General features: G+C 62.0%; 11 protein-coding genes. 8 read left to right on the top strand and 3 right to left on the bottom strand.

What is annotated here, in order from left to right; translation table 11 throughout:
- Window positions 1-17 precede the first annotated feature (17 nt).
- Entirely contained in the window at window positions 18-632 is a 615-nt protein-coding gene (locus tag AC1DWG_RS06655; RefSeq protein WP_477764965.1) for a TetR/AcrR family transcriptional regulator, read from the bottom strand.
- 242 nt (window positions 633-874) lie between these two features.
- Between AC1DWG_RS06655 and AC1DWG_RS06650 the strand changes: the two genes are divergently transcribed.
- Complete coding sequence (locus AC1DWG_RS06650) at window positions 875-2,125, top strand: NADH:flavin oxidoreductase/NADH oxidase family protein (RefSeq protein ID WP_477764966.1); 1,251 nt, start codon at window positions 875-877, stop codon at window positions 2,123-2,125.
- A 2-nt stretch (window positions 2,126-2,127) separates the two neighbouring features.
- Here the strand turns inward: AC1DWG_RS06650 and AC1DWG_RS06645 are convergent, their stop codons facing one another.
- Together AC1DWG_RS06645 and mhpA are read right to left on the bottom strand one after the other, a co-directional pair.
- Window positions 2,128-2,772 (bottom strand): TetR/AcrR family transcriptional regulator, encoded by a 645-nt coding sequence (locus tag AC1DWG_RS06645; RefSeq protein WP_477764967.1) that lies wholly within the window; start codon window positions 2,770-2,772, stop codon window positions 2,128-2,130.
- A 2-nt stretch (window positions 2,773-2,774) separates the two neighbouring features.
- The gene (gene mhpA, locus AC1DWG_RS06640; protein ID WP_477764968.1) at window positions 2,775-4,433 is read right to left on the bottom strand and encodes a bifunctional 3-(3-hydroxy-phenyl)propionate/3-hydroxycinnamic acid hydroxylase MhpA; all 1,659 of its coding nucleotides are present in this window, start codon (window positions 4,431-4,433) and stop codon (window positions 2,775-2,777) included.
- 276 nt (window positions 4,434-4,709) lie between these two features.
- Between mhpA and AC1DWG_RS06635 the strand changes: the two genes are divergently transcribed.
- The 7 genes from AC1DWG_RS06635 to tnpA all read left to right on the top strand — a co-directional run bounded on the left by AC1DWG_RS06635 (window position 4,710) and on the right by tnpA (window position 15,127).
- A complete protein-coding gene (locus AC1DWG_RS06635) occupies window positions 4,710-7,607 on the top strand; it encodes an ATP-binding protein (RefSeq protein ID WP_477787518.1) in 2,898 nt (965 codons plus the stop codon).
- Window positions 7,608-7,727: 120 nt separating this feature from the next.
- Complete coding sequence (locus tag AC1DWG_RS06630) at window positions 7,728-7,943, top strand: hypothetical protein (protein WP_477787539.1); 216 nt, start codon at window positions 7,728-7,730, stop codon at window positions 7,941-7,943.
- A gap of 117 nt (window positions 7,944-8,060) precedes the next feature.
- Window positions 8,061-9,578 carry a TolC family protein gene (locus AC1DWG_RS06625; RefSeq protein WP_477765002.1) on the top strand — a complete coding sequence of 506 codons (1,518 nt, stop codon included), beginning with the start codon at window positions 8,061-8,063 and terminating at the stop codon, window positions 9,576-9,578.
- A gap of 30 nt (window positions 9,579-9,608) precedes the next feature.
- On the top strand, window positions 9,609-10,721 hold the full coding sequence (locus AC1DWG_RS06620) for an efflux RND transporter periplasmic adaptor subunit (RefSeq protein WP_477787517.1): 1,113 nt from the start codon (window positions 9,609-9,611) through the stop codon (window positions 10,719-10,721).
- Window positions 10,718-13,825, top strand: a complete 3,108-nt coding sequence (locus tag AC1DWG_RS06615; protein ID WP_477764971.1) for an efflux RND transporter permease subunit — start codon at window positions 10,718-10,720, stop codon at window positions 13,823-13,825. Before AC1DWG_RS06620 ends, AC1DWG_RS06615 begins: the two co-directional genes overlap by 4 nt.
- 232 nt (window positions 13,826-14,057) lie before the next feature.
- Window positions 14,058-14,687, top strand: a complete 630-nt coding sequence (locus tag AC1DWG_RS06610; protein ID WP_457266161.1) for a LysE family translocator — start codon at window positions 14,058-14,060, stop codon at window positions 14,685-14,687.
- Between the two features lie 161 nt (window positions 14,688-14,848).
- Window positions 14,849-15,127, top strand: a complete 279-nt coding sequence (gene tnpA, locus AC1DWG_RS06605; RefSeq protein ID WP_477764972.1) for an IS66-like element accessory protein TnpA — start codon at window positions 14,849-14,851, stop codon at window positions 15,125-15,127.
- Window positions 15,128-15,175: the final 48 nt, after the last annotated feature.

Raw genomic sequence — 15,175 nt, 5'->3', positions numbered from 1 at the left:
TTGAGTCAGTTAGGAGCTCAGTCGAGAGACGGAAGTGCCGGCAACTCTTTGGTCGCCAGCGCACGAGCCTCCTCTGGTGGCACACCCAATGCTCGCAGTACCAGTTCGGCGGTGTCAGAGCCCGATTCTCGCCACGTTCTGTGACCTTCCAGTACCAGGAAAATCGAGCCCAGGACGCTGCTCGATATCAACGTCAGTACTGAGAGCAATTGCTCCTGCGCAAACGTGTAGCGCCCAGTGGAAAGCCCGCTCAGAAGATCCGTAGTCGCTTGGCTGCTGAACATTTCGCGCAACGAAGAATTGCTCATGGCGAATTTATGGATGAATGCGCCCCACTGGGAGTCCTCATGCGCTCTACGAATGAAGAATCGAATGCCATTGGCAAGGCGATTTGCCGGATCCGAGAGGGAATTGAAGCTCTTGTTGACGCGCTCGTGCATCTCCCTCGCAAGATGACTGGCGACCGCCTCGAACAGGCTTTCCATGCTGTCGATGTTGCTATAGACCGTTCCGCGCGCCACGCCTGCCTCTTGTGCGAGGTCGAGAATGTTCACTTGTGAGGTGCCTCTTTCAGCGAACAGGCGAAAGGCGGCTTGATGAATGCGGCGCTGTGTTGGATTCAGGGATTCCACGGTTCTCTCTCCAGGATTACCTCATGGACCGATTGAACACTCGTGTTCATTTTCCGTCAACCATATTTTTCAAGATGTAGGCTTCCTGTCTGAAAATCGACCTGAAGCCGGGTCAATTAAAGTCCTGAGTCATTGACACAATTGAACACGCATGTTCAATTGTGTTGTATTTCAGGCTTGCCTTTCCGGCACATCAAGCCCTGCGCGGGCTGGTCGACTTTTTATCAGCTGAAGGACAGAACATGACCGACTCAAAGCTCTTCAAACCGCTTCGTTTGCCTAACGGCACGGTGATTCCAAACCGGATCGCCAAGGCTGCCATGGAGGAGAATCTTGCCAACGAGGATCACGCTCCAGGGGAGGCGCTGGTCAAGCTTTATCGGCGTTGGGCGGACGGTGGAGCAGGCCTGATCATCACTGGCAACGTCATGGTTGACCGCCACGCCTTGACCGGCCCCGCTGGCGTGGTGCTTGAGGACGATCGAAACCTGGGCCAATTCAGGCTATGGGCCGATGCTTGCCGCAGTCGTGGAGCCCAGGCCTGGATGCAAATCAATCATCCCGGACGGCAGCTATTGGCTTCCATGGGGCAATCGGCACGGGGTCCCTCCGCGGTTGCTGTCGACATTCCCGGACTTTCAAAAGCTTTTGTGCCGCCCAGGGCTTTGAATGAGCAGGAGATCGAAGAACTGATTGAGCGCTATACCCAGGCTGCAGTGCTGGCTGAGCGTGCCGGATTCACCGGCGTGGAGATTCATGCAGCGCATGGCTACCTGTTCAGCCAATTCCTTTCGCCCTTGACCAACCAGCGTAGCGACTGTTGGGGTGGCAGCCTGGAAAATCGTGCGCAAATTCTCCTGCGAACCATCGACGCAATACGTCAGCGAGTGGCACCGATCTTTTGCGTCGCTGTGAAGCTCAATTCCGCGGACTTTCAGCGCGGTGGCTTCGATGCCGAGGATGCGGCCCGGGTGGTGGAAATGCTCAACGCCAAGGCGGTCGACCTGGTCGAGTTGTCCGGCGGCAGCTACGAAAGCCCGGCGATGCAGGGGCAAACACGCGATGGCAGCCGCTTGGCTCGAGAAGCCTATTTCCTCGAGTGCGCGGAGAAAATAGGAGAAATAGCGCGCATGCCGCTGATGGTTACCGGCGGCGTGCGTAGAAAGGAGGTGGCGGAGCGAGTGGTGAGCGGCTCGGTGTCGATGGTGGGGCTTGCCACCGCGTTGGCAATCGAGCCGACCCTGCCAAGTCAGTGGATGGCAGGTCAGGACACCGAAGTGGAGCCCATCGTCGTCCGCTGGAAGAACAAGGCGCTGGCATCGCTTGCAGTGGCGTCGGTGATCAAGAAGCAGCTCGGTTTGCTGAGCCAAGGAAAACGGACAAAACCCAGGACGTCGCCACTCATGGCATTGATCGGCAATCAGCTGAAGTCTCGTCGCCAGGCGAAGACCTATCGGCAATGGATTGGCCGGGGCCTGGCGGGTCGAGGATGACATCAGGGTAGCGGCTTACCGGCGATTCTCTTGGCTCTGGCAGGTGTTACGCCCAGAGCCTTGAGAATCATCTCGGCGACCCGCTGGTCGTGTTCCGCCACCACACGCCCTTCGACAACCGAGCGCATGGCGCCGGTTGTGCACGATACGACCATGTCCAGGGCGATCCCTTCGTCCTCGTAAGCGAAAATGCCCGCGCTCAAACCTTCACGCAGGTCGCCCAACACATGGGCAGCCAGGCGCGAGCGCATGGTCTGATCGGAATGGATGATGCGCAGCAGTGCATTGGCCCATTGATGGTCGTACGCGGCCCGGCATACGAACATGCGCACACCAATCGAAAGCCGCTGTGCACCGCAGTGCACATCCGAACTCAGGGCGGAAATGGCATCGGAGAACTCGCTCGCCATGGCGATGCCAACCGCCTCGAGTACTTCGTCGCGCGTTCGAAAATAGTTGTAGATGGTGCCGTTGGATACCGCGGCCTCCGAGGCGACATCGAGCAGTGCGATCTCCCCCACCTCCTTACGTGCGACAAGACGCAATGCCGCGTCCACCAGGCCGCGACGGGTGCGTTCACGCTTCTTGTGCCCCCGAGTGAGAGGCTCTTGCTCAGTTGCTTCTGAAGGAAAAGTGGGGGAAGGCATCTTCAGGCTCTTAATCGAGGGGGCTCGTTAATGGTAATGGAAACGCTATCGGCTGTGGCGTCGGCGCTAGCCAACAGGCCCATGCAGTCTCGAATGAGACTGCATGCATCTGCGCCTGGGGCGTGGTGCATGATGATACGGTCGGGGCGAACCGCAACCAGCGTGCCTTTGGCAGCCAGCGGCAGGATGCCATGGTTCAGGTCTTCGATGAAGTCGCAACCGCCGCCAGAGCGCTGGCCGCAGGGTCCGATCTGCAAGAAGTGGCCTCCCATTTTGTCCCAGGAAACGACCTGAGCAGCGGTCAGCAGTGACAACGGATCAACACCGAATCCAACCAGGGTCAGGTTGGCTCCAAGAGCATCGTCGCTCAGTTGGACCTGCTGTTGCATGTTGCGAACCCAGGCTTGGGGAAACAGACTGCCACGAACCAGCTTGTCGCCACGACGATGCTGCACGAACAGCCCCTGTTTGAAGATGTTCTTTGGCTTGATGTCCAGCTGCTCGAAGTACTTTCTGGTAGCGGGAGTCAACGCCAGCGTGCGCATCAGGCCGTGGATGAAGAAAGCTGCGACCTTGTTTCTCGGCATCACCAGGCGGCCCATGAGTTTCGCCAGATTGATCATCGCCTGGGCATGGGGGCGACGCTCTACGTCATAGGTTTCAAGTACTGAAGGCGCGGCTTGGCCGCGAAGGACCCAGGCCAGTTTCCAGGCAAGATTGGCTGCATCGCGCAGTCCCGCTACGAGACCTTGCCCGACAAAAGGGGGGGTGATGTGGGCTGCATCTCCCGCGAGAAAAATGCGCCCCTTGCTGAATCTGTTGCAGCAGCGCGCGTGGAACCGATACACCGCCTTGCGCTCGATTTCCAGCTCCTGCGGATTGATCCATGGCGCGATTAACCGGGCTATGCTTTCCGGGCTTTCCAGCTCTTCCCGGGATTCACCTGGTTGCAGCATGAACTCCCAACGCTCCCTTCCGCCGGGTGCGGGCATGTGCGGCGTTGGGCGTCGTGGATCACAGATAAACTCGATGTGATCAATGGCTGACTTATGCCGGTTCCTGGCATCGACTATCAGCCAATCCTCACCATAGGTCTGTCCTTCGAATTCCTGGCCAATCAGTGCCCTGACCCTGGAGCTTGCGCCATCCGCACCTACCAGGTATTGGGCGCGAACGGGATACGTCTGGCCATCATCGCCCCGTACTGTGGCGACGACACAATCTGATTCCTCGACCAGGTTCTCGAGCTCGAATCCTCCCAGGCTGGTCACTGTCTTCAGCCGGGAAACCTGGCTGCGCATCGCGTGTTCGAGGTCGGGTTGATAGAAAGTCACCAGTTTGGGATGGCCGTCGATGCATCCTGCGGTATTGGCCCGACCGAATTGCCCGAGGACCGGGGAGTGCATCCTCACCTCAGGGATAGCGATCTTCTCGAAAGCGTCTTCAGACAATCCGGCGAGTTGCAGGATGCGAAGCGCCTCGTTATCCAGAGCAATGGCGCGGGGCATGAGCAGGACCTCATGGGTCTTGTCCAGTACCAGTGTCTTTACCCCGTAGCGGCCGAGCAGCGCCGCGATTGTCGCCCCTACCGGACCGTTACCGACGACCAGCACATCGACAGCGGTGGGAGGCAGTTCGGTAGCTTTCTTGTTGTTGTTCATCTCGAGCCCTTGTTGTGATTGAAGTCGTGAGACGTAGAGATCTCATCGTCAGGCAAGGTGAAGGTAAGTAATATTGAGGAATATTTCAATATTGATATTTTTGTCATTAATATTCCGGGATCATTAGCGCACCGTGATGAGGCCATGTGAGCTATGCCGAGGGCCAGTTTCCGACCGGTGAGGCTTGGCTTCTGAGTCGATCAGCGTTGTTATTGGAGTGACCACGTGCCATGCCTCACGAGGGCACACCCATGTTTTAGTCTTCAGGAATCCAACGTGGCGCGTCCGCAGCCCCAACCGAACCCAGTCCAGCTCCGCTTCGTCGAGTTCGAACTCGACGAAGCCAACGCCTGCTTGTCACGCAACGGAGAAGCCGTGGCGTTGGCGCCAACTCCCTTCACACTGCTGTGCGTCCTTGCACGCCAGCCGGGATCGCTGGTGACCAAGGATGCCTTGCTTGATGCCGTGTGGGGGCATCGGTTCGTCAGCGATTCGGTGCTGAAGACGGCCATCAGCGATCTGCGCAAGGTGCTGGGCGACGACCCCAGGCAGCCCCGCTATATCGAGACTGTGTCGAGGCGCGGCTATCGCTTCATCGCCGCGCCCTCCCCTGCACCTTCGATACCGCCTGCATCCGCAACGGTGCCGGCGGCCGGCGCGCATCCGTCACCGCCATTCATCGGTCGCACCGACGAGATCTCAAGACTGCAACGGGCGTGGGAACGGGCGGATGGCGGCCAGCGGGCCGTGGTCTGGCTCGCTGGAGAACCGGGGATTGGCAAGACCACGCTGATCGAAAATTTCCTCGCCAGCCTTGGCGGCATCACCTGCGCACGCGGCCATTGCGTGGAGCACTACGGCACCGGCGAACCGTACCTGCCGGTGCTGGAGGCGTTGGCCGATCTGTGCCGCAGTGACCCGACTCTGCCGGCGTTGTTGCGCGACGTGGCGCCGACCTGGCTGCTGCAACTGCCGTGGCTGAGTACCGCACAAGAGCGAGACGCGTTGCGCCGCGAGCTTGCCGGCATCGGGCCGGACCGCATGCTCCGGGAAATGGGCGAACTGCTGGACCGATACACGGAGCAGCGGCCGCTGTTGCTGATAACCGAAGACCTGCATTGGAGCGATCGGGCGACGGTCCAGCTCATCAATTATGTGGCGCGGCGACGTGGCCACACGCGGCTGATGTGGCTGTCGAGCTTCCGCCTCGCCGAGGTGGTTGCGCTCGATCATCCACTCAGCTCGTTGCGCCACGAACTGCGCCTGCAACGTCTGTGCGAGGAATTGGTGCTCGATCCGTTCTCGGAAACCGAGGTCGCTGACTATGTTGCGCTGAGTTCGGCCTCGCTGGCGCGCGATGAAGCCTTCGTGCGTGCCCTGCACGAGCGCACTGACGGTGTGCCGTTGTTCGTATCGTCAGTCATCAGTGAAGTGATGGACCCAACGGACGACGATGCCACCATCGAGGCCCGGCTGACGGGGATGGCGGTTCCCGAGAACCTCGCGGCCATCATTGATCACTACATCACCAGGCTCGGGCCGGAGCAGCTTGCGCTGCTCTCGGCGGCAGCGGTATGCGGAGTCGAATTCCGGGTTGAAACGGTTTCGCTGGCCCTCGAACGCGACCTCGCTACTGTGGCCCACACCTGCGAGGAACTGGTGCGCGAGCAGGTGTGGCTCACGCGGTCGCGGGCCGCCGAACCCGAGGAGACGGTGGAGCAACCCTACTCGTTTCGGCATGCCCTCTTCCGCCAGGTACTGTACGACCGCACGCCGCGCTCATTGCGCACCCACCTCCATCGCCAGGTTGGCAATGCCCTCGAACGCGAGCGCATGGCCGGAGTGCCGGTTGCTGCCTCGGAGCTGGCAACGCACTTCGACCGGGCCCGGCAGCCGATGACCGCGCTGAGCTATTACGCCGAGGCCGCAGAAGCCGCGCTGCTGCACTTCAGCCCGGCCTTGTGCATCGGTCTCACTGAGCGCGCATTGGTCCTGCTGCGGCAGGCACCAGAAGGGATAGAGCGCGATGCACTCGAAATTACCTTGGCCACACTGCAGGGGGTGTCGGCTTTCCACACGTTCGGTGTCGGCAGCGAAGCCAGGAACGCGTTCGAACGCGCGTACACGCTGCTAACGAATGTACCCGAGCATCCAATGCGCGGTCGCCTGCTGCACGGATTCGGCTATCTGCTCGGTCTGCGCGGCGACTATGCGCTGGCGCTGGAGGTGGCAGAACGCGCCGAAGCCCTCTCGTGCGAGGCGAACGATCCAGTGCTCATGCTGGTGGCGTGCATCGTGCAGGGCGAGGTGCACCATCTCCAGGGTCGCACACAGACAACCCGCAGTTGGCTAGAGCGCGCCCTCGCGATCGCCGAGCCGCTGGACATCGGGACGAACGAGATCTTTGCGGTCGATCCTCAAGTCATGCTGCACGGTATGCTGGCCATAGAACTCGTGCGCTCTGGCCTGGTTGAGCAAGGCCGGGCCCACATGCAGCGGGCGCGGACCCGCGCGCAAGCGCTTCGCCAGCCTATGACGTGGCTGGTCGCTGCCTGGCAGGAGGTGCTGATCGAGGTGCGGCTGGGGAACCATCTGCGGGTAGCCGCGCTGGCTGACGACATGCAGAAGTTGGTCGATGAGTATTCGCTCGCACTGGGGCGAACGGCTTGTCGCTGGTGGCGCGGCTGGGCCGACGCGCGCAACGGTGCACCGCGCGACGGCTACCGTCGCATCCGTGAGGCCTATGAAGAACACACCGGGCTTGGAATGCGCTCCGGTGCCAGTGAGGTGCTCGGCTACGCCACCGAGGCGCTGCTGCTCGCAGGTGATTGCACCGCAGCGCAAGTCGAGCTGCTGGAAGCATTTCGGGTGGGCGAGGAACTGGGCGAGCGCGTATACCTGCCACAGCTATTGCTGCTGGAGGCAGCGATCTCGCGAGCACAGGGTCGGCCCGACGCCGGCAGCGTTGCGGTGCGGCGCGCGGTTGAGGAGGCTCGCGCCCAGGAAGCGCCATGGCTGGAGCTGCAAGCGCTGGTCGAACTGTGCGAGCACCACGACGCCGTGGCCGAGGACCACCAGGCATTGGCGACGCTGGTTGACCAGTTGCCCGAAGCGGATGGAACCGAGCTGGTGAAACGTGCGCGCTCGCTGATTCACGCTGCCAAGTCGGCTTGAAGCGACACGATTTCTGTGCGGTGCGGGTGCTGTCCCGACCGAAGTCTGACCTTTCGCTTACGACTCGACCCAGGGGGCAGCTTACGCTGTCGTCGAACTTTCTTGCCCCCCTGGTCCGCGATGATCCTGAACCCTGAATCCAAATACCCGAGCCGCCGCTCGTACGTAGTGAAGCTGCGTAGCGATGCCATGCCGGGGGCCCTGGTGGGCCGCCTCGAAAACCTGGTCACCGGACGACAGCGCGAGTTTTCGTCAGCCGAAGAGCTGCTGGAGTCGATTGCCTCGGACCTCGCGTTGGCAGCCCGCGAGCACGCGGCAGATGCCGACGGCGAGTGACGTCTCCCACATGAATGTGCGCTCGATATGGCGACCGAACGGCGACGCTTTGCTGACGACTTCGTGCACACCGGGCCTTACGCTGATGCCATCTCGAATCCACACGAGTCCAATGCGATGCCGCGACTACCAGTTTCCTTTCCACTGCCCCTTCACACCGCTCGGACAACCTTGAAACGGGCCGAGCGCCCGGCCGGGCTCGTCGTTGCGGCCGCCCTTGCCACTTCGATCGCCCTCGCCCTGGCCGGTTGCTCCACGCCGGTCGTCAAGCCGTCGGTCGACCTGCCGAGCAACTTCGCCGCGAGCACGGCCTCCGAAATGGAGCCCGAGGCGGCGTGGTGGGAGGTCTACCACGACCCGGTGCTGACGGATTTGGTGCGCCGAGCCGCGCGTGAGAACCGCGACGTCAAGATTGCCGCCGAGCGCCTGCGTGCCGCGCGTGCCGGAGAAACGGTCAGCCAGTCCTGGCTGCTTCCTGGCGTCGGAGCATCCGTCTCCGGCAGCGACCGCAGTAGCGGCTTCAACTCAGCCGTAAAACAGGGCTATCCGGATACCAAGACCGCCAGTGTGGGTCTGGACGTGTCGTGGGAACTCGACCTGAGCGGCCGCCTGCGCGCCGGCGCGGCAGCGGCAGACGCCGATGCGCTGGCCGCGGAGCACAGCATGCGCGGCGTACGCCTGCTGGTGATGAGCGACGTCGTCAGCAACTACTTCACACTGGTCGGCGCGCAGCGTCAGGTCGCGACGCTTCGCGCAATCTCGGCGATGCAGGACGAGACGCTGCGTCTGGTCACCGCGCGTCAACAGGTCGGGCTGGCATCCGCCTTCGACGTCGAACGCGCGCAGACCGACGCCTTGTCGGCGCGGGCGCAGATTCCGCCTCTGGAAACCCAAGTGGCGGTGGCACGTCACCGTATCGCAGTGCTGATCGCAGACCAGTCTTTCAACACCATAAACATCCAGCCTTCAAGCGGTGATTTGATCGACGTGCCCGAGGCCAAGCCCGGCCAGCCCGCCGAGTTGCTGCAACGCCGACCTGACGTACTGGCGCTGATGGCACAGCTCGATGCCGCCAATGCTCGTCGCCAGCAAGCGAAAGCTGAGTGGTTCCCACAACTCTTCCTCGGCGCGTCCTTCGGCCGCCAGGGTCTGAACCTGAACGGTGCCGATCTCGGCGTTGCGCGCTTCACCAACGTGGCGGGCCTGCTGGCTATGCCGCTCTTCAACGCCGGGCGCACGCAAGCGATCAACGAGGCTGCCGAAAGTGCTCAACAAGAGGCGCTGCTGCGCGCCGAAGACGGCATCGTACGGGCGCTCGAGGATGTGGAAAACGCCCTCGTCACGCTTGCGCAGGAACGCCGCCGCTCCGGGTCGCTGCAATTGGCCGCCGCGTCCTCCGAGGCTGCGCAGAACCGTGCCCAGTCACTCTATAACCGCGGGCAGATCGACCTGTTGCCACTGCTGGATTCGCAGCGAGCGCGCCTGGCGGCACGCTTGAACTCCAACGAAAGCAACACCCGACTGCTGCTCGACAGCGTGCAGCTCTACAAGGCACTGGGCGGGGGCTGGCAGGTGTTCGAACAACCCTCCAACCCAACTGCATCCGCCGAAGCCGACCGGCCACCACTTTCCTGAGAATCTGTCGTTTTCCAAAGAGGAACCGTCTTGAAGAATCCCCTTACTACGGCCGGCGTTTTGGCCGTCGCTGCCATGCTTTGCGCGTGCAGCCCGGATCAGCCGTCCGTGCAGGCCCCACGACCGGTACGCACCGTTGAAATCAGCTACGACAATGCCCGCGAAAGCAATCGCTACGTGGGCACCGTGCAGTCACGGCATGAAGTCGATCAAGCCTTCCGCGTGGGCGGCAAGGTAGCCCAGCGCAAGGTCGATGCAGGTCAGATTGTGCGCGAAGGCGACGTACTGGCTGTGCTGGACGACAGCGACTACCGCCTCGCTGAGCAAGCGTCGCGACAGCAGTGGGCAGTTGCCGTCGAGCAGACTCGTCAGGCCGATTCGGACCACCAACGCCTTACCGCGCTAAAGGCTGACGGCTCGGTCAGTGCGGCCGACGACGAGCGCGCACATACAAATGCCCAGACTGCTCATGCGACTGCCGAGGCCGAGGCGCGAAAGCTCGAACTCGCGCGCAACCGGCTCAAGTACACCGTGCTGCGCGCCTCCCGTAGCGGTGTTGTCACGGCTGTGCGCTTCGAGGCAGGCCAGGTCGTGGCGGAGGGTCAACCGGTCGTCTCGGTTGCGAATCCGGATGAATCCGAGATCGTCATCGACGTGCCCGAGGATCAGTTGTCCGTCTTCAAGGACGCGCAGTTCAAGGCCTCGCTGGCCAGTGCGCCGAACGAGACCTTCGATGTCACGCTGCGCGAGCTGTCGCCGCAGGCTGCGGCGCAGACGCGCACCTATCGCGCGCGGCTTAAGCCAATGCAGGCGCTGCCGCTGGGCGCCACCGCCACTGTAATGGCCAAGCGCATGATGGCAAGTGTCTCGGTGGCGGCGGTGCCGGCGACGGCACTGACCCAAAGCGACGGCCAGCCGGCGCTTTGGGTAGTCACGCCCGCGGGCAAGGATCCGGTAGGCATCGTCGAACTGGAGCGTGTGGCGGTGTGGGGCTACCGCAATGACGAAGTGCTCGTCTCCGGGCCGCAGGCCGGCGCATTGGTCGTTACCGCCGGGATCCAGAAGATGACGTCCGGATTGAAGGTCGCGCTTCCCGGCGCGGCGATTGTTGACGCGAACACCACGCAGCAGGCCACCCGATGAACAACTTCAACCTCACCGACTGGGCGCTGCGCCATCGCGCCATTGTCCTGTTCATGCTCCTCATTGTCGCGGCGGCCGGCGCCTTCAGCTTTACCCGGCTCGGTCAGCTCGAAGATCCGAACTTTTCCGTGCCCTCCATGACCGCCATGGTCATTTGGCCGGGCGCCACCGCCCAGCAATTGCAGGACCAGGTCCTCAATCGTATGGAGAAGAAATTCGAGCAGATCGACAACTTCGAAAAGGTGGTCACCTACGCGCGGCAGGGCTACGCGGGCATGACGCTTACCGTGCGTGGCGGCACCTCCAAGGCTGACCAGCGTGAGGCCTGGTACCAGGCGCGCAAGAAACTCAACGACCTGAGCCTGGAGATGCCTGACGGCGTGATCGGCCCGATCCTGAACGACGAGTACGGCGACGTGTATGGCCTGATGTACGCGGTCAAGGGCGACGGCGTTGGCCACGCCGACCTGTCGGACGCGGCCGAGGACATCAAGCGCCAGATGCTGAAGGTGCCGATGGTCAAGAAGATCGATGTCATCGGCAAGCAGGCCAAGCGTGTCTACGTCGAGTTCTCGCACGAGCGCCTGGCAGCGCTGGGCATTACACCGCTGGCCATCGCCGAAAGCCTCAAGAGCCAGAACGCCCTGTTGCCCGCCGGCCAGATCGACACCCGCGGCGACCGCGTCATGGTGCGTGTGAGTGGCCAATTCGCCAGCGAAGAGGCTATCCGCAACGTACCCATCGCCGCGGGCGGCCGGCAGATCAAACTCGGCGACATTGCGACCGTCACGCGCGGTTTCGAGGATCCGCCCACCTACACGGTTCGTCACAACGGCCAGCCAGTGCTGATGCTCGGCATCACAATGACCAGCGACGGCAACATCGTGGACCTTGGCAAGGCGATGGACACGGCAGTCGCCAAGATCCAGTCGGAACTTGCTCACGGCGTGGAGCTGGAGCTCGTGGCCGACCAACCCACTACGGTGAAGGATGCTATCCATGACTTCGCACACGCGCTGGTCGAGGCGCTGATCATCGTGATCGTGGTGAGCCTGGCCAGCCTGGGCTGGCGCGCCGGCCTCGTGGTCGCGACCACGGTGCCGCTGGTGCTGGGCGGCGTGGCGCTGGTGATGCTGGCGATGGGCTGGAACCTTGAGCGTATCTCGCTCGGCTCGCTGATTATCGCGTTGGGACTGCTGGTGGATGACGCCATCATCGCCATCGAGATGATGGTGGCGAAGATGGAAACCGGCATGGACCGCGTGAAGGCGGCCGCCTTCTCCTATCAGTCCACCGCCATGCCGCGCCTGACCGGCGCGCTGATCACCGTCGTGGGCTTCCTGCCGATCGGCCTCTCGAAGTCCACCACCGGCGAGTACGCGGGTGGCATTTTCTGGATCGTCGGCGCCGCGGTGCTGTTCTCGTGGATCTGCTCCGGCATCTTCACGCCGTACCTGGCGGTCAAGATGCTGCCTGACGACTTGGGCAAGCACCAGCATGGTGATCTGTACGACACGAAGTTCTACCGCAGCCTGCGCCGCCTGATCGACGCCGCCATCGAGCGCCGCTGGGTGGTCATCGGTGCGACGGTTGGCGCTTTGGCGCTTGCCCTGGCCTGTATCAAGCTAGTGCCGCAGCAATTCTTCCCCAACAGTTCGCGTCCTGAACTGGTCATTGATCTGCGCGTCAAGGAAGGCTCCTCGTTCGCCGCGACGACCGAGCAGGTCAAGCACATGGAGGAGATCCTGGCGAAGGACGAAGACGTGCGTTTCTATACCGCCTACACCGGCGCCGGCGCCCCGCGCTTCTATCTCTCGCTCAACCCCGAGCTGCCGAATCCGGGCTTTGCCCAGTTCGTTGTGATGACCAAGGATCTGGATGCACGCGAGCGAGTACGTGCGCGGCTGGTGGCCTCGGCTGACCAACAATTCCCACAGGCGTGGGTGCGCGTGACACGGCTCGAGTTGGGACCACCTGTCGGCTACCCGGTGCAGTTCCGCGTCGTAGGCCCCGATACCCAAGTGGTGCGCAAGATCGCCCGCGACGTGGAGAAGGTGGTTGCGTCCAACCAAAAGGTGCGTGACCTGCAGCTCGACTGGAACGACCCGGTGCGTACGCTGAAAGTGGAGCTTGATCAGGACAAGGCGAGCGCGCTTGGCCTTACACCGGCCGACGTATCGTTGGCGACCCAGACCGTGATGAACGGCGCGACCCTGTCGCAGCTGCGTGAGCGCGAGGACCTGATCGACATCGTGGCCCGTGCCGTACCAGAGGAACGCTTGAACCTCGACACACTGAAAGACATCAACCTCTACACGCGCCAGGGCACGGTGGTGCCACTGTCGCAGGTCGCACAGGTGCGCTCTGAACTGGAAGAGCCAGTGCTGTGGCGCCGTAACCGCGACATGGCGATCACGGTGCGTGCCGACGTGAAGGATGGAGAGCAGGGTGTATCGGTGACGCAGGAAATCCAGCCGTTGCTCAAGGATATCGAAGCGAAGTTGCCGTCGGGCTACCGCATCGACGTGGGCGGCGCGGTGGAGGAAAGTGACAAGGCGAACAAGGCGCTACTCGCGGTGGCCCCGCTGATGCTGATCACCATCCTGCTGTTACTCATGCTGCAACTGCAGAACTTCTCCCGCATGTGGATGGTGATGCTGACAGCACCGCTGGGCCTGATCGGTGTGGTGCCGGCGCTATTGGTGTTCCAGTCGCCACTGGGCTTCGTCGCGATCCTGGGCATCATCGCACTGGGCGGCATGATCATGCGCAACGCGGTGATCCTGATCGATCAGGTTCAGATCGAGATCGCCGAAGGGCGCGACCCGTGGAATGCCGTGCTGGATGCCGCCATTCACCGGGCCCGTCCGGTGATGCTGACGGCGCTGGCCACTGTGCTCGCAATGATCCCGCTAACGCGCAGTGTGTTCTGGGGGCCGATGGCAATTGCGATCATGGGCGGCCTTACCGTGGCGACGCTGCTGACGATTTTCTTCGTCCCGGCGTTGTACGCTGCATGGTTCAAGGTCGGTCGCCAGACGGCCGCTGGCACCCTGCCGGTGAGCTCGCCATCGCCACCGCGCAATACCGGTTGTCCAGCGTGAACCGGACCATGGCCGCGCGCGGCGGCCATCGCTCGGTTGGCGCGAGCCACCGACATCAAGTGCTGCGACCGCTGTATGACGTTTTGTCAGTCAATCTGTATCTAACGTTCTCCCTTTGGTCGCCCTACTATCGTCCGCGCCATCCAGGTGCATACCTCAGCGATCGCGAAAACCGTTTTATACAGATTTAGCGGAGCTTCAATTCGTTATCTCTTCCTTCAGGAGTTACGCCATGCCCGAACTGTCCAACCTGCTTGCCTACGGCCTGATTTCACTCGGCATGGTGCTGACTCCCGGCCCGAACATGATCTATCTCATCTCGCGATCGATCTGCCAGGGACGAATGGCCGGACTGATTTCCCTGGGTGGCGTGGCGTTGGGTTTCGTCGTTTATATGTTTTGCGCCGCACTGGGCATCACAGCCCTGGTCCTGGCGGTTCCCTATGCGTATGACGCCCTGCGACTCGGCGGCGCGCTCTATCTGCTCTACCTGGCCTGGCAAGCGGTCAAGCCCGGCGGCCGTTCTCCGTTCCAGGTGCGCGAGCTGCCCAAGGACAACCCGCGCAAGCTGTTTATGATGGGGTTTGTCACCAACCTGCTGAATCCCAAAGTCGCGGTCATGTATTTGTCGCTGCTGCCCCAGTTCATCGACCCCGCCGGCCACGGCAGCGTGCTGGCGCAATCCATCGTGCTTGGCTTTACGCAGATCGTCATTAGCGTGAGCGTCAACGCCCTGATTGCCATCATGGCTGGCTCCATTGCGACATTCCTCGCCAGCAGGCCCGTGTGGCAGACCGTGCAACGCTGGCTGATGGGGACGGTCCTCGCGGGCTTGGCCATGCGCATGACCGTCGAAGGGTGACGCTAAACCGGACTGTTTGCGGTTGGCACATCGGGCGCGCTGGAGGATCGTCGCAAGGTATCCGTCCGGCCAAGCCATCTACCCAGCCCCGCAAGGCCAGGACATGGTGTGCACTTAAATTCAAGTGGGCACCAGTTATAGCCTTTTAAGCGGGTATTTTCATGCAGCCACAACGCCGTTCCTACTCCAAGTCCTTCAAGGCCCAGGTCATTCAAGCGTGTGCCCGCCCCGGCGCTTCGATTGCCAGCATCGCACTCAGCCATAGCCTCAACGCGAACCTCGTACACAAATGGATTCGGGTGCAAGCGCAGAAAAGCACAGCGCTGCAACCTGCATTCATTCCGTTACCCATGCAGCTGGCCGTAGCAAATTCGCACGCAGCATCATCGAATATCTGCGTTGAAATCAAGCACCCGCGCGGCACCGTCAAAGTTAGGTAGTTTCACAGACTTGCCCCCCCCCATTTGCATTCGACTTGACCAGTCATT

Source organism: Pseudomonas sp. P4_B3 (assembly GCF_056402295.1).
Note: the sequence above shows the minus strand (reverse complement) of the source record. Positions and strands in the feature narration are given on the sequence as shown.

Coding starts and splice junctions, on each gene's coding strand:
- tnpA (WP_477764972.1), top strand. CDS start 14,849: ATGCAGCCACAACGCCGTTCCTACTCCAAGTCCTTCAAGGCCCAGGTC.
- AC1DWG_RS06625 (WP_477765002.1), top strand. CDS start 8,061: ATGCCGCGACTACCAGTTTCCTTTCCACTGCCCCTTCACACCGCTCGG.
- AC1DWG_RS06650 (WP_477764966.1), top strand. CDS start 875: ATGACCGACTCAAAGCTCTTCAAACCGCTTCGTTTGCCTAACGGCACG.
- AC1DWG_RS06615 (WP_477764971.1), top strand. CDS start 10,718: ATGAACAACTTCAACCTCACCGACTGGGCGCTGCGCCATCGCGCCATT.
- AC1DWG_RS06630 (WP_477787539.1), top strand. CDS start 7,728: ATGATCCTGAACCCTGAATCCAAATACCCGAGCCGCCGCTCGTACGTA.
- AC1DWG_RS06645 (WP_477764967.1), bottom strand. CDS start 2,772: ATGCCTTCCCCCACTTTTCCTTCAGAAGCAACTGAGCAAGAGCCTCTC.
- mhpA (WP_477764968.1), bottom strand. CDS start 4,433: ATGAACAACAACAAGAAAGCTACCGAACTGCCTCCCACCGCTGTCGAT.
- AC1DWG_RS06610 (WP_457266161.1), top strand. CDS start 14,058: ATGCCCGAACTGTCCAACCTGCTTGCCTACGGCCTGATTTCACTCGGC.